Annotated in this window: 23 protein-coding genes; 3 read left to right on the forward strand and 20 right to left on the reverse strand. The window is 70.2% G+C overall.

What is annotated here, in order from left to right:
* Positions 1-89: 89 nt before the first annotated feature.
* The 8 genes from OG959_RS18470 to OG959_RS18505 form a co-directional block, all read right to left on the reverse strand.
* Positions 90-1,739 carry a long-chain fatty acid--CoA ligase gene (locus OG959_RS18470; RefSeq protein ID WP_326659820.1) on the reverse strand — a complete coding sequence of 550 codons (1,650 nt, stop codon included), beginning with the start codon at positions 1,737-1,739 and terminating at the stop codon, positions 90-92.
* A 252-nt stretch (positions 1,740-1,991) separates the two neighbouring features.
* Entirely contained in the window at positions 1,992-2,636 is a 645-nt protein-coding gene (locus OG959_RS18475) for a SigE family RNA polymerase sigma factor (protein ID WP_326659822.1), read from the reverse strand.
* A gap of 193 nt (positions 2,637-2,829) precedes the next feature.
* The gene (locus OG959_RS18480; protein ID WP_326659824.1) at positions 2,830-3,996 is read right to left on the reverse strand and encodes a lipid-transfer protein; all 1,167 of its coding nucleotides are present in this window, start codon (positions 3,994-3,996) and stop codon (positions 2,830-2,832) included.
* Positions 3,993-4,388 carry a MaoC family dehydratase gene (locus tag OG959_RS18485; protein ID WP_326659826.1) on the reverse strand — a complete coding sequence of 132 codons (396 nt, stop codon included), beginning with the start codon at positions 4,386-4,388 and terminating at the stop codon, positions 3,993-3,995. The genes OG959_RS18480 and OG959_RS18485 overlap by 4 nt, the downstream gene beginning before the upstream one ends.
* Positions 4,385-5,443: an acyl-CoA dehydrogenase family protein gene (locus OG959_RS18490; RefSeq protein WP_326659828.1), complete on the reverse strand. Its 1,059-nt coding sequence runs from the start codon at positions 5,441-5,443 to the stop codon at positions 4,385-4,387. Before OG959_RS18490 ends, OG959_RS18485 begins: the two co-directional genes overlap by 4 nt.
* Position 5,444: 1 nt before the next feature.
* Positions 5,445-6,440: a bifunctional MaoC family dehydratase N-terminal/OB-fold nucleic acid binding domain-containing protein gene (locus OG959_RS18495; RefSeq protein ID WP_326659830.1), complete on the reverse strand. Its 996-nt coding sequence runs from the start codon at positions 6,438-6,440 to the stop codon at positions 5,445-5,447.
* Complete coding sequence (locus OG959_RS18500) at positions 6,437-7,642, reverse strand: acyl-CoA dehydrogenase family protein (RefSeq protein ID WP_326659832.1); 1,206 nt, start codon at positions 7,640-7,642, stop codon at positions 6,437-6,439. The genes OG959_RS18495 and OG959_RS18500 overlap by 4 nt, the downstream gene beginning before the upstream one ends.
* 279 nt (positions 7,643-7,921) lie before the next feature.
* Positions 7,922-8,233, reverse strand: a complete 312-nt coding sequence (locus OG959_RS18505; protein WP_326659834.1) for a hypothetical protein — start codon at positions 8,231-8,233, stop codon at positions 7,922-7,924.
* Between the two features lie 311 nt (positions 8,234-8,544).
* Between OG959_RS18505 and OG959_RS18510 the strand changes: the two genes are divergently transcribed.
* From OG959_RS18510 to OG959_RS18520, 3 genes are all read left to right on the forward strand, one after another.
* Entirely contained in the window at positions 8,545-9,453 is a 909-nt protein-coding gene (locus OG959_RS18510; protein WP_326659836.1) for a bifunctional DNA primase/polymerase, read from the forward strand.
* 49 nt (positions 9,454-9,502) lie between these two features.
* On the forward strand, positions 9,503-10,069 hold the full coding sequence (locus OG959_RS18515; RefSeq protein ID WP_326659838.1) for a GrpB family protein: 567 nt from the start codon (positions 9,503-9,505) through the stop codon (positions 10,067-10,069).
* Between the two features lie 386 nt (positions 10,070-10,455).
* Positions 10,456-11,118 carry a hypothetical protein gene (locus OG959_RS18520; protein ID WP_306070895.1) on the forward strand — a complete coding sequence of 221 codons (663 nt, stop codon included), beginning with the start codon at positions 10,456-10,458 and terminating at the stop codon, positions 11,116-11,118.
* A 75-nt stretch (positions 11,119-11,193) separates the two neighbouring features.
* Here the strand turns inward: OG959_RS18520 and OG959_RS18525 are convergent, their stop codons facing one another.
* From OG959_RS18525 to OG959_RS18580, 12 genes are all read right to left on the reverse strand, one after another.
* On the reverse strand, positions 11,194-12,336 hold the full coding sequence (locus tag OG959_RS18525; RefSeq protein ID WP_306070894.1) for a tyrosine-type recombinase/integrase: 1,143 nt from the start codon (positions 12,334-12,336) through the stop codon (positions 11,194-11,196).
* The gene (locus OG959_RS18530; RefSeq protein ID WP_014155129.1) at positions 12,336-12,557 is read right to left on the reverse strand and encodes a helix-turn-helix domain-containing protein; all 222 of its coding nucleotides are present in this window, start codon (positions 12,555-12,557) and stop codon (positions 12,336-12,338) included. Before OG959_RS18530 ends, OG959_RS18525 begins: the two co-directional genes overlap by 1 nt.
* Before the next feature lie 2 nt (positions 12,558-12,559).
* Positions 12,560-13,975, reverse strand: a complete 1,416-nt coding sequence (repSA, locus tag OG959_RS18535) for a replication initiator protein RepSA (RefSeq protein ID WP_306070893.1) — start codon at positions 13,973-13,975, stop codon at positions 12,560-12,562.
* 91 nt (positions 13,976-14,066) lie between these two features.
* Positions 14,067-14,381 (reverse strand): SpdD-like protein, encoded by a 315-nt coding sequence (locus OG959_RS18540; protein WP_306070892.1) that lies wholly within the window; start codon positions 14,379-14,381, stop codon positions 14,067-14,069.
* A 27-nt stretch (positions 14,382-14,408) separates the two neighbouring features.
* On the reverse strand, positions 14,409-14,564 hold the full coding sequence (locus OG959_RS18545; RefSeq protein ID WP_010060553.1) for a hypothetical protein: 156 nt from the start codon (positions 14,562-14,564) through the stop codon (positions 14,409-14,411).
* Positions 14,565-14,576: 12 nt separating this feature from the next.
* Positions 14,577-14,768, reverse strand: a complete 192-nt coding sequence (locus OG959_RS18550; protein ID WP_306070891.1) for a mobile element transfer protein — start codon at positions 14,766-14,768, stop codon at positions 14,577-14,579.
* Between the two features lie 5 nt (positions 14,769-14,773).
* Positions 14,774-14,959, reverse strand: coding sequence for a hypothetical protein (locus OG959_RS18555; RefSeq protein ID WP_306070890.1), 186 nt, complete (start codon positions 14,957-14,959; stop codon positions 14,774-14,776).
* Positions 14,960-14,977: 18 nt separating this feature from the next.
* The gene (locus tag OG959_RS18560) at positions 14,978-15,637 is read right to left on the reverse strand and encodes a DUF2637 domain-containing protein (protein WP_306070889.1); all 660 of its coding nucleotides are present in this window, start codon (positions 15,635-15,637) and stop codon (positions 14,978-14,980) included.
* On the reverse strand, positions 15,637-15,822 hold the full coding sequence (locus OG959_RS18565; protein WP_306070888.1) for a hypothetical protein: 186 nt from the start codon (positions 15,820-15,822) through the stop codon (positions 15,637-15,639). Before OG959_RS18565 ends, OG959_RS18560 begins: the two co-directional genes overlap by 1 nt.
* Positions 15,823-15,901: 79 nt before the next feature.
* Positions 15,902-17,254 carry an FtsK/SpoIIIE domain-containing protein gene (locus OG959_RS18570; RefSeq protein ID WP_306070887.1) on the reverse strand — a complete coding sequence of 451 codons (1,353 nt, stop codon included), beginning with the start codon at positions 17,252-17,254 and terminating at the stop codon, positions 15,902-15,904.
* 2 nt (positions 17,255-17,256) lie between these two features.
* Entirely contained in the window at positions 17,257-17,616 is a 360-nt protein-coding gene (locus OG959_RS18575; protein WP_326659849.1) for an SCO3933 family regulatory protein, read from the reverse strand.
* 139 nt (positions 17,617-17,755) lie between these two features.
* A complete protein-coding gene (locus OG959_RS18580; protein WP_306070885.1) occupies positions 17,756-18,535 on the reverse strand; it encodes a GntR family transcriptional regulator in 780 nt (259 codons plus the stop codon).
* Positions 18,536-18,539: the final 4 nt, after the last annotated feature.

Genomic DNA, 18,539 nt, shown 5'->3' on the forward strand with positions numbered 1-18,539 from the left:
GCGCGGTCGTCGGCACCCACGGACGAGGGCGGTACGGGATCACTCCCGTACCGCCCTCGTCGTCTTCGCGTTCCGGCTCGCCGGCCGGATCAGAGCTGGGTGATGTCCAGCTCGCCCTCCGCGTACTGCTTGCGGATGACCTTCTTGTCGAACTTCCCGACGCTCGTCTTCGGCACGGACGCGATGACCGACCAGCGCTCCGGCAGCTGCCACCTGGCGATGCCCGACTCGGCGAGGAACGCCTTCAGCGCCTCGTAGTCGGCGGTGGCGCCCTCCTTGAGGACGACGGTCGCGAGCGGACGCTCGCCCCACTTGTCGTCGGGGACGGCCACGACCGCGGCCTCGGCGACATCCGGGTGCGCCATCAGCGCGTTCTCCAGCTCGACGCTGGAGATCCACTCGCCACCGGACTTGATGACGTCCTTGGCCCGGTCCGTGAGCGTGAGGAAGCCGTCCTCGCTGATCACACCGACATCGCCGGTCTTCAGCCAGCCGTCCTCGCTGAACTTGTCCTCGGGCCGCAGCGCCTCGCCGTCGGCGCCGCCGTAGTACGCGCCGGAGATCCAGGCGCCGCGTACCTCCAGCTCACCGGCCGACTCGCCGTCCCACGGCAGGTGCTCGCCGGCGGGGCCGACCAGCCGCGCCTCCACGCCGGCCGGGAAGCGTCCCTGCGTGATGCGGTAGGGCCACTCCTCCTCCTCGGTCAGCCCGGCGGGCGGGTTGGCCATGGTGCCGAGCGGCGAGGTCTCCGTCATGCCCCAGGCGTGGCAGAGGCGGACGCCGAGCTTGTCGTACGCCTCCATGAGAGCGGGCGGGCAGGCGGCGCCGCCGATGGTGACGTTGGCCATCGAGGTGAGGTCGCGGGGGTTCGCGGTGACCTCGGCCAGCAGTCCCTGCCAGATGGTGGGGACGGCGGCGGCGTGGCTCGGACGCTCGCGCTCGATCATGTCCGCGAGCGGTGCGGGCTGCAGGAAGCGGTCCGGCATCAGCATGTTGACGCCGGACATGAACGTGGCGTGCGGCAGGCCCCAGGCGTTGACGTGGAACTGCGGCACGACCACCAGGCTGGTGTCCTTGTCCGTCAGTCCCATCGACTCAGACATGTTGACCTGCATGGAGTGCAGGTAGATCGAACGGTGGGAGTAGACGACGCCCTTGGGGTCCCCGGTGGTGCCGGAGGTGTAGCACATGGCGGCGGCCTGGCGTTCGTCCAGCTCGGGCCAGTCGTAGGTGGTGGGACGGCCGGCGATCAGCTCCTCGTAGTCGTGCACCCGTACCGCGGCGCCGTCCAGGACGGAGCGGTCACCGGGGCCCGAGACGACCACGTGCTCCAGCGACGTGAGCTGGGGGAGCAGCGGGGCGAGGAGCGGCAGCAGGGAGCCGTTGACGAGGACGACCTTGTCGTCGGCGTGCTTCACGATCCAGATCAGCTGCTCGGCGGGGAGCCGGAGGTTGAGGGTGTGGAGGACGGCACCCATCGACGGGATGGCGAGGTACGCCTCGACGTGTTCCGAGTTGTTCCACATGAGGGTCGCGACCCTCTGGTCCCCGTCGATACCGAGCTCGTCGTGCAGGGCGTGGGCGAGCTGGATGGCCCGCCGGCCGATCTCGGCGAAGCTGCGCCGGTGCGGCTCGGGCTCTCCGGTCCAGGTCGTGACCTGCGACTTCCCGTGGATGGTCATCCCATGGGTCAGGATGCGGGTGACAGTCAGCGGTACGTCCTGCATGGTGCTGAGCACGGCGTCCTCCCGGTGGGCGCTACGCGGCAGTAAGGGTCCGCTGATTCTGCGCACATACCAAGCGGTATGTCACTACTCCCGAGGGAACGAATCGGTGTCGCCGGTCAATTTCACTCCAGCCGGACAGTCCGGCGGACGCTTCTCGGCATGCTCGTGACATGCGTGTCCGTGCCACTCATGCCGGTGACCCCTCTGCCGGTGACGGCTGGGTGCCCGGGGGACGGGCGGGTGCCCCGGCGACGGACCTGCGCGTCACCGGACGGGGGCCAGCTCCGGATCCTCGCGCAGCTTGCCGAGCGCCCGGGACACCGCGCTCTTGACCGTGCCGATGGACACCCCGAGCACTTCGGCGGTCTGGGCCTCGCTGAGGTCCTCGTAGTAGCGCAGGACGACCATGGCCCGCTGGCGGTCGGGGAGCTTCAGCACGGCACGCCACATGGCGTCGTGCAGTGTCTGCCGCTCGGCCGGATCGGGCCCGGGCGCGGCCTCCTGCTCGGGCAGCTCGTCGCAGGCGAACTCGTCGACCTTGCGCTTGCGCCACTGCGAGGTACGGGTGTTCAGCAGGGCTCTGCGGACATAGCCGTCGAGTGCCCGGTGGTCCTCGATCCGCTCCCAGGCGACGTACGTCTTGGTCAGCGCGGTCTGCAGCAGGTCCTCGGCGTCGCTGGGATTCGCGGTGAGCGAGCGGGCGGCCCGCAGCAGCACCGGCCCGCGGGCCTTCACGAAGGACGTGAACGACGGATACGGGACGTGCGGCGCACGCGCGCCGTACGTCCCTCGCGCGGTGGCCGGAAGGCGCGTGGCGGCGTGGACGCGCGGGACGGCATGGCTCCGCGGGACGGCCTGGGTGGTGGCAGCGGCTCCCCTGGAGGCGCCCGTGCAGACTGGCGTGGTCATAACTCCACGCTAGGAGCGGACGCCGCCGCGGGGATCGCCCCCAGGTCCCGAAACGACGTCCGCCTCAGGGTGTAGGGCCGGGGCCGCCTCCACCTCCTGTAGGTGGAGGCGGCGCTCCTTCTGAACTCAGGGTCGCCCCCGAGACCACCGGACCGGTCCCGGCCTTCCCGCGGTGGGACAGGGCCGGCGCGCCTCACCCTGCCCGGCCCAGCACGAGGCCCGAGGTCGGCACCCCCGTGCCCGCCGTGACCAGGGAGGTGTCCGTGCCGGGTATCTGGTTCACCGACGTCCCCCGGATCTGCCGGACCGCTTCCGCGATGCCGTTCATCCCGTGCAGATACGCCTCCCCCAGCTGACCGCCATGGGTGTTCAGGGGCAGTGCGTCGGCGGCCACGAAGTCCGCGCCTTCACCCGGTCCGCAGAAACCGAACTCCTCCAGTTGCATCAGCACGAACGGGGTGAAGTGGTCGTACAGGATCGCCACGTCGATGTCCGCGGGGGCCAGCCCCGAGTTCCGCCACAACTGGCGGGCGACGACGCCCATCTCCGGCAGCCCCGTCAGATCGTCGCGGTAGAAGCTCGTCATCTGCTCCTGCGCCCGACCGGCGCCCTGGGCGGCCGCGACGATCACCGCGGGCGGCTGCCGCAGGTCCCGGGCCCGTTCGGCGCTGGTGACGACGATCGCCTGCCCGCCGTCGGTCTCCTGACAGCAGTCGAGCAGCCGAAGGGGATCGACGATCCACCGGGAGGCGGCATGGTCGGCGAGGGTGATCGGCTTCCCGTAGAAGTACGCCGCCGGGTTGTTGGCGGCATGGCGCCGGTCGGTGACCGCTACATGACCGAAGGCCTCGGGCGTCAGCCCGTACGCGTGCAGGTAGCGCTGGGCCGCCATGGCCACCCAGGAGGCCGGCGTGAGCAGCCCGAAGGGCAGGTTCCAGCCGAGCGCGGTCCCCTCGGCCGTGGGCTCCCGCTGCTGCACCCCGGAGCCGAAGCGGCGGCCCGACCGCTCGTTGAACGCCCGGTAGCAGACGACCACGTCCGCTACCCCGCAGGCGACGGCGAGTGCCGCCTGCTGGACGGTGGCGCAGGCCGCGCCGCCCCCGTAGTGGATGCGCGAGAAGAACGACAGCTCACCGATGCCGGCCGCCTGGGCGACGGTGATCTCGGGGCTGGTGTCCATGGTGAAGGTGACCAGTCCGTCGACGTCGGCGGGCGCGAGGCCCGCGTCGTCGAGCGCGGCGTGCACCGCCTCGACGGCCAGTTTGAGTTCGCTGCGGCCGGAGTCCTTGGAGAACTCGGTCGCCCCGATCCCGGCCACCGCCGCCTTCCCGCCGAGCGAATCGGCTCTGCGCACGCTCATGCGGCCCCCTCCGGAACGGCGACGGTCACCGTGCCGGTCACATGTCTGCCGATCCCGTTGACGCCGACGACCGCCACCTCGGCCGTACCGTCGTCGCGCACCGCGGTGACCGTGCCGCTCAGCACCATGGTGTCGCCCGGGTAGTTCGGGGCGCCCAGCCTGATGGCGACCCGCCTGAGCACGGCCGAGGGGCCGAACCGGTCGGTGACGTACCGCCCGACCAGGCCGTTGGTCGTCAGGATGTTCATGAAGATGTCCGGGGCCCCCTTCTCCCGTGCCAGTTCCGCGTCGTGGTGGACGTCCTGGTAGTCGCGGGAGGCGAGCGCGCCCGCCACGATCAGTGTGCGGGTCACCGCGATCTCCAGCGGCGCCAGTTCCTCACCGGCCTTCACTCCGGTCCCTCCTTCACCAGCAGTTCGCCGAGTTCCTGAAGTACCGTGCCGCTGCCGCCGAGATGGGCGTCGAGCTGACGCCCCCAGAGGAAGTGGCGGTGTACGGGATGGTCGAGGTCGGCGCCCGTGCCGCCGTGCAGATGCTGACCCGCGTGGACGACCCGCCTTCCGGCCTCGGACGCCCACCACGCGCTCGTCAGCGCCTGTTCCGCGTAGGGCAGCCCCTCGTCGTGCCGCCATGCCGCCTCGTACGCCGTGACGCGTATCGCCTCGGTGTCCATGTACGCGTCGGCGGCCCGCAGCAGGACCGCCTGATTCGTCGAGAGTGGACGCCCGAACTGCTCGCGCGTGCCCGTGTGTTCGACCGCGCGGGCCAGCGAACCGGCGCACACCCCTGCCTGCACTCCGGCGAACGCCGTCCGTGCGCCGGCCAGCACCTCCTCGTACGCCCCCGATCCGCCCAGCCGCTCCGCGGGCGCCCCGTCCAGCACGAGCCGCCCCGCCGACCACGGGGCCGTGGTCTCCACGGATTCCGTCACCACTCCGGGGCCCGCGGTCCGCACGACCCACAGGCTCCGGTCCGCGGCCGCGACCAGGACATGGGTGGCGTCCCGCAGCCACGGAACCAGCGGGACAGTGCCGTTCAGCCGCCAGCCCTCCTCGGCGTCCGGCCCTCTGTCCGCCTCCGCGTGCACCGTGCCGCCGGCCGGGAACGCCCCCGCCGCCACCGCCGTCCCGTCCCGGAACGAGGGCAGCAGCCGCTCGCGCTGTTCGTCCGTACCGTGCTCGGCGACGGCCAGGAGCCCGTACACGCAGCTCGCCACGAAGGGCACCTGCGCGGTCGTCCGGCCCTGCTCCTCAGCCAGCAGCACCAGTCCGAGAAGCCCGGTCTCCTCGGCCGCGCCCGGCAGTCCGGCGGCGCAGATCTCCTTCCAGAGTCCGGCGTCCGTACCGCTGCCGGCCGCGACCAGACGGTCATGCGTCGACAGATCACCGAAGATCCGGGCGGCCAGACCCTGCGCCGCGGCCTGTTCCTCGCTCGGCGTGAAATCCATGTCAGCCCTCACTTCCCCGGAAGACCGGAAGGACCAGATCGGGGTCCGTACGAAGGAACTCCAGCCGCACCGGCATACCCACCCGCACCTTGTCGCAGGGCACCCCGATGACGTTGCTGACCATCCGGACCCCCTCCGCGAGCTCGATCAGCGCCACGGCGTACGGCCCGCCCTCGCCGTCCTCGCTGAAGGCGGGGAAGGACGGGTGGTGCATCACGACGTGGCTGAAGACGGTGCCCTCACCCGAGGCCTCGACCGTGTCCCAGTCGGGCGACCCACAGGCGTTGCATCCGGGCAGCCAGGGGAAGCGCAGTGCGTCGCACGCGGTGCAACGCTGGATCAGCAGCCGGCGGGAGGCGACACCCTCCCAGAACCCCGCGTTGTCCCGGTTGACCACCGGCCTGGAACGCAGCGCGTTCCCTCTCGCATTCCCATTTCCCGTTACCGATCCCTTGGCTTCGACCCCGGGTTCGGGATTGGTCTTCTGCCTCGGCTTCGGCTTCGCGGGCCGGTATTTGAGGATGCGGAAGCGATGCGTACCGGCGAGTTCTTCCTGCGCCCTGACGTCCATGCGCGTGGTGACGAAATAACCCGTCCCCAGTTTCGTCGTCTTGCGCTCCGAAACCGCCTCTATCACCGCGTCGAAGGTGATCCGGTCCCCGGGCCGCAAAGGCCGCAGATACTCCTGTTCGCAGTCGGTCGCGACCACGGAGGTGTATCCGGCCCCGTCGAGGAGCCCGAAGAGTTCGTCATAGGCCCCGCTCCGGTCCGTGTGCCCGGACAGCCCGCCCATCGTCCATGCCTGGAGCATCGTCGGCGGTGCGACGGCGTCGGGTCCGCCGTAGGCGGGGTGCGCGTCCCCCATCGCCTCGCACCAGTGCCTGATCATCGGCTCGTTGACGCGGTCCTTGCCGACGCCCTCGGTGGCCGCCGCCCGGCCCTCGTACGCCCTGAGCCGCTCGTACAGCTCGTCCCGAACGCCCTGCCCGGCCGTCACCGCTTCCCCCTCTTCATTCCGAGCCGCATCGTCGCGACGATCTCCCGCTGCACCTCGCTCACCCCGCCCCCGAAGGTGTTGATCTGCGCCGCCCTGTTCATCCGCTCCAGCTCCCCGCCCCCGAAGACGCCGGGCGAACCGCTCCGGAGCGATCCGGCATCGCCCGTGACCTCCTGGCACATGCGATACACCTCCACGGCGCTTTCGGTTCCCGCGAACTTCACGCCGCTCGCGTCGCCGGGCGCCAGCGCTCCCGCCCCCACGTCCCCCACCAGCCGCCAGTTGAGCAGGCGCGTCGCCGCCAGCCGGGCATGCGCCTCGGCCAGCCGGGAACGCACCCACGGCTCGTCGGCCGGCCGCCTCCCCGTCACGGGGTCGGGGGTGCGGGCGAAGGTGAGCGCCGCTTCGTAGAAGTCCTCGGCCTGCATGCCGATCGCGGCGAGCGCCACCCGTTCATGGTTCAGCTGGTTGGTGATCAGCCCCCAGCCGGCGTTCTCAGCGCCGACGAGCGCGGTCACGGGCACGCGCACGCCGTCGTAGTAGGTGGCGGTCGTGGTCAGCCCGCCCACCGTCTCGATGGGCGTCCAGCTGAAGCCTGGCGCGTCCGTGGGCACGAGGAGGATCGAGATGCCCCGGTGCTTGGGCGCGTCCGGATCCGTACGGCAGGCGAGCCATATCCAGTCCGCGTTCTGCGCGTTGCTGGTGAAGATCTTCTGCCCGTCGATGACCCAGGAGTCGCCGTCGCGTACGGCCCGGGTGCGCAGCGCGGCGAGGTCGGTGCCGGCCTCCGGCTCGCTGTAGCCGATGGCGAAGACGAGCTCGCCCATCAGGATGCGCGGCAGGAAGTACTCCTTCTGGGCCTCCGTTCCGTACTTCATGAGTGTCGGGCCGACGGTGTTCAGGGTGACCATGGAGACCGGGGCGCCGGCCCGGTAGGCCTCGTCGAAGAAGACGAACTGCTCGTCCGCGCCGCGCCCCTGCCCCCCGTACTCGACGGGCCAGCCGAGACCGAGCATCCCGTCGGCCCCGATGCGACGCAGCAGCCGCCGCTGCGCGTCCGGGGTGGGGTCCTTCTCCGGGTCCGGGTCCGGGTCCGGGGAGGCGGGTCCGGGGCGCCCGCCGCCTGCGGGCATGACTTCACCGAAGTAGGCACGGAGTTCGGCGCGCAGCTCCTGCTGGCGCTCGGTCGGGGCCAGATGCACGTCGACTGCCTCCCGGTAACGGGCTTGAGGATCAGGGTTTCTGACTGTCCGTCAGATTCCGTTCACCTGTCAAGGCACCGGACGCCCGGACCCGCCTCGATTCCCCCCTCCACCTCCACACCCGGCCCCCTGCCCCGCCCCCACGCGGTTCCGATTCCGGTTTCCCACCCCGCCCCGAAGACCCAACGGCCTGCGTGCCGCCACCGCGGTGGCGGCACGCAGGCCGTCGTTCCCCCAACCGCGGCCCGACCCCCCGACCGGACCGCGGCAGGCACCGGATCACCAGAGGTTGGTGAAGTTCACCGCCAGGTTGTGCGTGGACTGGTCGATGTCGGTGAACGCCGAGCCGTTCACCTGGGCGGAGTTGCTCTGGTTCGAAGCCCCGGAGCCGGTGGCCTGTTGCTGCGAGGTGGACGAGTTACCGAAGTTGTCCCCACCGACCCCACTGCCGCCGATCGTGGCCACTCCCGCATTCGATCCGTCGTTCGCGAACGAGCCGTTGTCGGCCTGGGCCACACCGCTGAAGAGAACGGCGGCAAGAGGCAGGGCGGCAACAACGGCGAGGGCACGAGCGGTACGGATGCTTGCCATGTCTATTCCTCCAGGAACCGAAAGTAAGGCTGAACCCGGGCCAGTTGGCCGACCGCCCCGGCGATGGTCACGACGTCGCGAGGTCAAAGCTGCCCAGCGCCGCACCGGCGAACCACCCACACGATCCGATTCCCTCGCAAGCATGAGGAAGCGAAGATAAACCCCCGGATCCTACAAACCCCCAGGTCAGCCCGGTTCATGACGCGAGCCCGCGCCCCACGGGAGAAGAAGCGTTCCACCACCGAGCTCCAGCCACCTCGTCACACCCTCACCCTCTTCCCTTATTCGAACATTCGTACGAACATGGAACCATGGCCACCACCGACCGGCGAACCGCCACCCTGGCCCTGGCCCACGCGCTCTCCGCCGCCGAGCACGGGCTCCCCGTCATCCCGCTGTCCGCCACCAAGCTCCCCGCCCTGCGATCCCCGCACCGCGACGAGCACCCCTCGTCCGGCTGCCGGGGCGCCTGCGGCCGTCCCGGACACGGCGTCCACGACGCCACCACCGACCCCACCGCCGTCCGCGCCCTGTTCGCCGCCGCCCCCTGGGCCACCGGCTACGGCATCGCCTGCGGACGCGCCCCGCACCACCTCATCGGCATCGACCTCGACATCGACTCCGACGGCCGGACCGACTCCGTGGCGTCCCTGCGACAACTGGCCCTGCAGCACCTGTTCACCCTCCCGCCGACCGTCACGGTGCTCACCCCCAGCGGCGGCCGCCACCTCTGGCTGTCCGGCCCACCCGGCGTGGCCGTACCGAACTCCGCCGGCCGCCTCGCCCCCGGCATCGACATCCGCGGCTCCGGCGGCTACCTCGTCGGCCCCGGCTCGGTCACCGCCCACGGCACCTACCGCCTCGTCCCCGGCACCGGCAGCCTCCCGCCCGCGCCCTGCCCGAGCGCCCTGCTCCACCTGTTGACGCCTCCGGCGCACCCACGTCACCACCACGGCGATCCCGACGGAACCCGCTCCGGCCACGGTCATCCCGACCAGGGGCGCGGACTGGTCCAGTTCGTTCTGGCCGCGGCCGAGGGCCAGCGCAACACCCGTCTCTTCTGGGCGGCCTGCCGCGCCTACGAACACGGCTTCGGCGACGCGTTGGCCGACGCCCTCATCCGAGCCGCCGTCGGCACCGGCCTCCCCGAACAGGAGGCGCGGGCCACCATCGCCTCCGCCGCCCGCCTCACCCACACCCGCTGCGAGCCCCCACGATGAGTACCGTCCACCCGCGGAGCCGCCCGGACTGGAGGTAGCGTCTGGCGCCATGCCGTTTCCCGATGAGCTCGGTCCCCTGCTCGTGGTCGACTACCGGCCCCAGTGGCCGGTGGAGTTCGAGTCGCTTGCCGGCACCCTGCGCGATGCGCTGGGCGGCCTCGCTGTCGCAATCGATCACGTGGGATCCACCTCGGTACCCGGCCTGCCCGCCAAGGACTGCATCGATGTGCAGGTGCGGATGAGGTCCGTCGACGAGACACAGGTCGCCCCGCTGATGACAGCCATCGGCTACCGGTGCCGGCCCGAGCCGTGGAACCGCGTCGAGGTCTCCAGCGGTCAGCGGTGCCACAAACTCGTCTTCGCACCGCCGGTCGGCGCGCGCCCCTGCAACATCCACCTGCGCCCGAGCGCCGGCGCCAACGCCCGGTTCGCGCTGCTGTTCCGGGACTACCTGCGCGCGGACGAGACCACCCGCCGGGCCTGGGGAGCCTTCAAGCAGCGGCTGGCGCCGAGCGTGCCGGACCTCTCGGACTACGGGCAGATCAAGGCCCCCGCCACGGAGGTCCTGATGGCCGCAGCCGAGCGATGGGCCGCCGAGACCGGCTGGAGCATGTGAGCCGGGCCCGCTCCTGGCCCGTATGTGCGGGTGAGAACGTGGTGCAGGCGCCCGCAGCACACGCACAGGGCGGGCCTCCGAACCGGAGACCCGCCCTGTGACCTGCTGTTTCTCTGACCTGGCGGTGGGTGTGGGATTTGAACCCACGGTGACATCGCTGCCACGACGGTTTTCAAGACCTTTCGGAAGTCACGTGGCGTCCCAGCTCCCGTGCAGGTCAGACGCAGGAAACCGTCTCACCGCAGCCTCCGCCGCGCATACCGTGCCCGCTACGTGCCCCTGGGGAGGCCTCACCCCCCTGTCACCGTCTCAAATGCCCCTCAGCCTGTCCTGACCGGTGAGGCAGAATCGCGGACAACTGGACGGGCGATGACAGGGGTGGGTACGTGGTGAGTTTCGGCTGGCGCGGCCAACGCAAGGGCATACCGAAGGACACAGCACTACTGGCTGAGGCTGCTGAGAACCCCGGTGGCAGCGTCGCCGAGATCGACCCGGCGTACATCGACGACCCGAACGGCTACGTGCCTCCGGAGGCGATCCGTGGCGCTTGGCTGGTGGACAGCAGCGGGAAACTGACAGGCGAGTACCAGGAGAATCCCCGCCACGGGGCGCCGCAAGACGACTTCAGCAAGCTCACCGAGCCCGATCACTGGCTTGGCTGGCTAGGCGACAGCCCCGCGGCCGCCGTCCGGAAGGGCATCGAAGAGTCCTTGCGGGCCCAGGTGGCTGACGCAGTGGTCGAGTGGATCAAGATCCTTGAAACACCCCGGTTTCTGACGGCCGCGCGTCAGCCTTCCGAGAACGACCAAGTCGTGTTGGTCACCCGCGCGGCACTCGCCGCGCCGTTTGCGTTGTCCGTGCGTACGGCGCAGCACGGGCGTTCGGTCCTGCTAGGAGTGTTCACCTGGGCGGCGGTCAACCTCTCACCGCCCGGAATTCGCAAGGACCGGCACTGGTTTGACCTGGGCGTCCATCTGGACTGGGCCGGTGAACAGCTTCAGGGGCGGATTTACGAGATTGACGGTGAGAACCGCCCCACCGAGCAGTAGAGCGACATTCGGATGCCGTGCAGCGCGGCGCCCCTGGCCATGTTCTCGGCCAGGGGCGACAGGAGTTACAGGGCCTCACAGTGGCTTGTGCACCTTGTTCGGCCCATCCTCTTCTTGCCCTCCGAGCCACGTGTCAGCCGCTTCGGCAACCTGGTCGTCTCGACCGGCGACCGGCCGGGCGTAGTGCCGGGTAGTGACGCTCGCGTTCGAGTGGCCCAGCCGGTGCGCGGCGGTCATCACCCCGTACCGGTCAGCGACCCATGTGCCGTGCGAGGCGCGGAGATCGTGCGGCGTGACGTCGGTGAGCCCGGCCGCCGCCACCGCAGGGTCGAAGTAGGCCTTACGCCACTGGTTGTAGCGCAGGGGCTTGCCGCCGGGCGTGACGAAGAGGAGAGCATCCTCCCCGCCGGGCAGCGTCTCCAAGTGCCGGCCAATCCGCGCCGCCAGTGACGGCCCGATCCGCAGGATCCGCTTCTGATGGGACTTGGGAGTGTCGAAGACCAGGGTGCCGTTCGCTTCGGCCAGGTTCTCATCGACGAGGACCAGGCCGCCCGACACGTCGATGTTCGCTCGCCGCAGCGCGAACGCCTCCCCTACCCGCAGACCCGCGTAGGCGAGCAAGGAGATCAGCAGATCATGCGGCTTCGTCGCGCTCCGCACGATCCGTGAGGCTTCCAGCGGGGTGAGGATGTGCGGCTCGGTCTGCGGCATGCGAGGCAGCTTCACGCCCCTGCACGGGGTCTGCCCGATCATCTCGTTGTCGACGGCCGCCCGCATGATCTGCGAGAGCACCCGGTATGCCTGCCTGATCCGCGAGGCGCTGAGGCCACGGGTCTTCATCGCACCGACCCATTCGACGATGGTGATCGGCCGGAGGCTGGAAAGCTCACGATCACCGAGCGCCGGAACGATCAGCGAGTTGATCAGGGATCGGTACGACGCCTGTGTCTTGTGCTTGAGCTGCGGGGAGACCGCGGTGAGCCATCGTGCCGACCAGTCGCGGACGGTGGTCCGTCCCTCGGCGGGGTCGAGCCAGCGTCCCTCCTCCATCTCGATACGCTTCCGTGCCAGCCAGCGATCGGCGTCCGTCGTTGTCGCGAACGTTTGATCAGCGGCACGCAGCACACCGTCAGGCCCCGGATACCGAGCCTGGAACCGGCCGGACGGCAGCTTCCGAATCCGGCCGAAGGCGCGGCGGGGCTTACGCTTGGCGGCCATCAGGCAGCCCTCCGGTACGAGTACGCCGACGCGGGCCGCAGGACGATCGGCGCCACCGTGTGGGCACTGACGTACTCCTCCACGGCGCTCTCGGGGATGCGGACATGTCGGCCGACCTTGACGAACGTGATGCGGCGTTCCTCGATGAGCCGCCGTGGGAAGCGGAGACCGGTGCCGAGGCGTTCGGCGACCTGATTCACGGTGAGCAGTCGGTCCGCCACGGTCACCACTCCCCCTCGTTGGCAGTGCGTTCCTTCAGCGCGTCGCGGGCGGTCTCGCGGTTGGTCTGGAGGTCACGGGCGATGGTGGCGGCGAGAGCTCCTTCACCGGGGGTGTGCCCGTGGCCGACGTACTGCCAGTCCGTCAGAACGAGGACGGTGTCAGGTTCACGGTCGGCCAGGCCGAGGACGGTCGCTTCCTGTGAAGCGCGGTAGTCGGCGCGTTCCTGGCGGAGGGCACCGAGGGTGGTCGAGTACGTGCGGGACTTGGACGAGAAATGGCCGCGAAAGCCGAGCATGTGGGCCCAGGCCCAGAGGCGCCGGTCCGGATAGAGCCTGTCGAGCTCACGGCACGCGGTGATGAGTCGACGGGTGTGATCGGGAACGCGGTGGCGGTCGAGTTCGGCGAGTTCACCGATACGACGGTCGAGGGTCCCGGTGTTCTCGGCAGCTTTGGTGGCGTACTTGGCCACGTACGAGGCGACAGCCTGTTCGGTGACGTCTGAACCGTCGCCGAAGGCCTTGACCGGGCGGACGTCGAGCTGTCGGCCCCATCGAAAGGTCCGGGACGACTGTTCACCGGCAGCCGGAACGGAGACCGACGTGTACGAGTGCGCGGCTGCGGCGCGTATCGCGTCGGTGAGGAAATCGACCGTGGCCCAAGAGGGCGGCGGTGTACAAGGCCCCTCCGGGCCGTCGAGACGTACGACGGCGTGGAAGTGCAGGGCTCCGCGCTTCTGGAATTCGGCGACCTTGCCGAAGGAGACGCGAAGATGGTCGCCGAGCTCACGGCGTGGGATTCCTGCGTGGATGGCGAGTTCGCGGCGGAGTCGGGTGGTGAAACGCTGCCAGAGCTCCCCGGCGTGGTTGTTGAAGAGCACGGCGCCCGCGTAGTCGTAGGTCTCCGGGTCAAGGGCGGAGCCCAGGTCCCCGGAGTCCGAGGCGTGCGCCGTGCCGCACCGGCAGGTGCCCCAGTCGGGGCGGTTGTGGACAGCGCCGAACGAGGGTGCGGTGAGGGTGGCGAAGACGCGCGGGTGGTCGCGGACGGCGGCGGTGATGTCGTGGCGGTCGTCTCCGGCGAGGCCGGCACGGATCAGATGATAGGTGTCGCCCGCGTAGGTCCAGGCGCAGGAGGGGCAGCGGGAGGCGCGGCGGTTGCCGCAGGCGATGCGGAGGCGCCTGCCCGGCTCGTACGCGGTCGAGTAGCGGTGCAGGGTCTCGCCCGTGGTCTTGTCCTTGTGGGTTACCCAGCCGCTCAGATGGACGGGGTCGGCACAGCCGCCGGTGCGGCGGATCTGGTCCTCCCAGCGGGTGTAGTCGGAGGCCGAGGCCACCCGGAGGACGTCCCCGAGGACGGTCGGGTCGAGCTGTGGGGCGGGCATGGACCGCTTCTGTTTCGAGGGTGAGGGCCGGTGGGCCATGCTGGGGGTTCCTTCCGGTTGCGAGATCGATCGGTGGGCACGGCTCCCGGGCGGCGGATGCTTGGCGGTATCGAGGCCGCCCGGGGGCCGGTCAGCGGCGTTTGGCGTCGGACGCGATCAGGGAGCGCACGACGACCGCGCAGACGGCGACCGATGCGCTGGTGACGGCGACCGCCAGGAGCAGCGAGACCAGGACGGTCCCGACGACCAGGACGACGGCGGTACCGGCGCCGACGAGCGCGACCGCGGTTCCGGGGGTCAGCTGTACGACCGGACGGGACGGCTCAGGGGCGGCGGCGGGTGCCGGGGCAGGCGTGCCGGGCGTGATGGTGGTCGGCTGGACGACGGCGGGCTGGGTGACCAGGCCCGAGGGCTGCGGCATGGTCGGGATCTTGGGCTGGAACATGGGTGGTTCTCCTCTCCCGGGCACGGGCTACTTGACGGCGGTGTCGATGACAGAGGCGAAGAGACTGTCGGCGAGGAGGTAGCCGCCAAGGAGGAGCACGCAGATCAGCCACACCGGCGGACGGAAGAGCTTGATGCCGAGGTAGCCGACGACCAGCAGGGCGATCCAGAGGGGGACGTCCATGGACGCTGTCTCCTAACGGACGGTGCAGCGGTGGGTACGGGCGGCAAGTTGGGCGGCGGTCCGGCTGGAGTAGTCGGCGGACCAGCCGCAGCGGTCGGCAGTGCAGACGGCGGCGTGGACGGTGCGGCCGGTGCGGTTGCGGTGGGTGCCGATCTGCACGGGGCCGATACGCATCACGGAGTGGAAGCTGTCGCGGGCGGGCATGCCGGTCAGCCCCTGTCGGTCGTCGGGTCGGTGTACTGGGCGCGGATGCTGCGGGCGTTGGCCGGGTCGTCGACGCGTCGGGCGGCTTCCTCGGCAAGCAGGTGGGCGAGGAAGGGGCGTCCGGTTGCAGCCATCTCACGCGCTCCGTCGAGGTAGTCGGCCACGGTCAGGTCGGCGGGATCGTGGGTCATCTCAGTTCTCCTTCGCGGTCAGCTGAGGCGGGCGGCGATGGCGTCGGCAAGGTGGGGCGGAACACCGAGGCGGGAGCGGAGGGTGTCGGTGTCGATCGGTGATCCGGTGCGGGTGCGGTACTCGTCGGCGACCTTGCGGGCGTGGTCGATCAGCACGGCGGGAACGGGCGGCTCCGGGGACGGGGGCGAGGACAGGGCCGTTGTCGCAGGGGGTTCGTCGGCCTGGGATGGGATCGGGGCGGCGTCAGGCACACGCGTCGGCCCGACGTCCTTTGTCTCCGTGACGGCGGCTGGCGGAGCTGGCTCCGGCTTCCCCGACGAGTGGGCGAGGAGAGTGCCACCGAGGAAGGCGAGTGCGGGCCATCCGGCGATGCCGAGCCGGAGCGGGGCCGGCGGGTCGGCCAGGTCGAGGAACCCGGCGGTGGCGACGTTGGCGCCGAGTGAGGCGAAGAGGGCAATCAGGAACCAGCACCAGGCCAACGGGGACGGGCCCTCACTGCGGAGCCGACGCCAGGCGGCGACAAGGAGCAGGTCGACGCTCACCGGGTAGGCCCATGCCTTCCAGCCGTCCTGTCCGGCCGCGGCAGCGAGGTCGTGCAGGTGGGCGAAGGACAAGGCTCCGGCGATGACCGCCTGGATCAACACCGCGTCGATCCGAAGACCGTGCCGGGCGCCCATCAGGAGTCCTCAGCGGGGTCGGAGCCATCCGGGAACGTGCCCGGCGGCGGCTCCGGCAGCGACACGACGAGGGATGGGCTGACGACGTCCACGAAGTCGAGGTCGGCGCCGGCCATGTCGGCGTACAGGGCGAGTTGGCCGAGCAGAAGCACGGTCCGGGCGAAGTCCTCGCAGTCGGGGCACATGGCGGTTCTCCCTTCTCTGGGCATGGCAGTGGTAGGGACTCGGCGCGAAGACGGTCACGCCTACCGGATGGGGGAGAGATCAGACGGTGGCCGGAGAGGCCTTCGCCGATGGCACAGGCTCGGTGGCGGTACCGGTGGTGGGCCGGAAAGGGGCCAGCTCGGGCAGGTCCGGGGTTCTGTCGGCGTACCGGTTGCAGAGGTTCACGGCCTGGCGGAGCGAGGTGTGCGGAGCGCGGATGCGGTGCCAGCCGCCGGACGCGTCTCCCGCGATGGCGAGGCCTCGCAGTTCGGCGGGAATCTGGATGGCGGCGAGGACCGCGTCCGGGGCGATGTCGCCGAAGGCCATGTTGGCGGAGGTCTCGTCGTTGAGGCGGTGGGCGGTGCGGCCGGTGAGTTGGGCGCGGAGCATGGTGATGCCCTTGCCGAGTTCGGAGCCGAAGCGCTGTCCGCAGATTTCGAGGTAGATACCGGCGGCGCGGCCGAGCTGCGCGAGACGGACCAGGGCGGTGATGATGCGGTCCCGCCGCCTCTCCTCCTCCTTCGTTGCGTACAGGGCGAGTTCGGCCACCTCGTCGACCAGGACGACGACCGGGGTCGGGCGGAGCTCATCAGGCAGGTCCCAGATGTCGGCGGCGATCTCCGCGTCCGGCACATCGACGGTGATGCGCTGCTGGGTACGGATGAGGCGGTAGACGTCCGCCATCCGCGCCACGAGTGCATCGAGGAGTTCGGCAGCGGTGTCCGGGCTGTCGGCCAGCGCTGAGAACCGGCGCGCCAGCGGGAAGAGTTCGACCCCTTGCTTGCAGTCGATGCCGACGAGGGCAACGTCCAGAGGAGCAAGGCCGGCGACCAGGTTGCGTTGGTAGACCGACTTGCCGGACTCCGTGGCGCCGAGGGTGAGGGCGTGAGGTATCGCGCGGTAGTCGCGGTAGTGCACCGACCCGTCCTCCCGAAGGGCGACCGGTACCCGCATCGCCCGGGTCTCCGTCTCAGCAGGCATCTGCACCCGCTTCAGCACGTCGTATCCGGTCATCCGCACCTCTACGACACCGGACCGCACCTCACGCGAGGTCACGCCGAACATCGAGAACGAGTGCCGAAGCCGGTCCGAGGCCGCAGCGATGTCGAAGACGTCCTGGCCGGGACGGAGCTTGAGTCGGAGGACCAGGCCGGTGCGAGTCGGCCGCAGTCGCCGGATACGCGGAGGGCGGGGCTCAGGAATCGGACGGTTGGTGGCCCGAGCCAGAGATAACCGCCAACGCGCCGGCGGAACGGTCATCCCGCACGCGTCCATGACCGAGCGGTACCGGACCAAGACCCGCAGCGCGGCCAGAGTGACACCGAAGGCCAGCCAGTACCAGGCGGGCCGCCGCCACCGCAGGAGACCCGCAGCGGCGACGACCAGCACCAGAGCGACCGTGAAGGCGGTCATGATCAGGCCGCCTTCGACCCTGCGGCGGCGACGTCGGCGAGCGAAGTGACCGCGACCGCGCGGAACGCGATGCCGTGCCGCCGCTGGCCGTTGAAGTCGTTCTCCCACGGACGGGCGACCAGGCCGGTGAGCGCGACCGGCGTACCCATGGACAGCTCACCGCTGATCCCGGGCTCCGGAACTGTGACGGAAAGGATCTCCACCTCCTCGTTCGCCGCGAACATCACGTCCACGGTCATGAGCTGAGCACCGGTCTCCATGTCGGTGGCGATCTCACCGGTACGACGGTCACGCACCTTCACCTGCGGAGTCTTGGCGACCATCACGACAGCGCTGGAGGTGTCGACGGGAATCTGACGCACAGCAGATCACTCCTCTATAGATGCTGAACTCCGCCACTCATGTACATGAGTGACATGAAGAAGAGTGCATCACTCCTGTACATGAGTCAACCCGCCGCGAAGAAGAACTCGCGGCGGGTTGAGGGGAGTTGAGCGCGCGTCAGTCGCCGGCAGGGATCCGATATTCGAAAACGAACTGGTCAGCGGCCATGAGGGTGTCGCACACCTCGACCACGCGACCCGCGGTCGTACGGGCCTCCCGGATCAGGTGAACCACGGGCGCACCCGGGCTGAGCGCCAGTTCCGACGCTTCCACCTTCGAGGCTGGGCGCGCTTGCAGCGTCTCGACGAACTCCGCGAACTCATGCCCGTGGTCTTCGAGTCGGGCGTAGATGCCACCGCCCCCGGGGTTCTCGGCGAACAGCTCCGGGATCTCCTTCACCACGTCCCAGGGCAGGTAGGACGAGGCGGTCTCGACCGGGGTGCCGTTACGGAAGTAGAGGCGCCGGCGGGCCAACACCTGCGTACCGGCGGGGACGCCCAGACGCTCGGCGGCATCCTCGGGCGCGTCCATGGGGCCGATGTAGAGGACGCTGACTTTCGCGGTGGCGCCGGACTGTGCGGACTCCGCGAGGTAGGCGGCTTGGCCGCCCTGCCGGAGCGAGCGCCGGAAGCGATCGGAGGAGCGGTGCCGTACGGGGGGCCGGTTCTTCACGATCGAGCCCTTGCCGTGCCGGGTCTCGACGAGCCCACTCGCCCGTACCTCGACCATGGCCTTACGGATCGTCCCGCCGGAGACGCCGTAGCGGTCCACCAGCTCGGATTCGCTCGGCACCATGTCGCCGGCCTTGAGGACTCCCGCCCGGATCTGCTGCACGAGGTCATCAGCGATCTGCACATATCGAGGACCGGAACCGGCCCCTCCCGCCGCAGTTCCCATAGTC

It is taken from the genome of Streptomyces sp. NBC_00385, assembly GCF_035917155.1.
Classification (GTDB): domain Bacteria; phylum Actinomycetota; class Actinomycetes; order Streptomycetales; family Streptomycetaceae; genus Streptomyces; species Streptomyces poriferorum.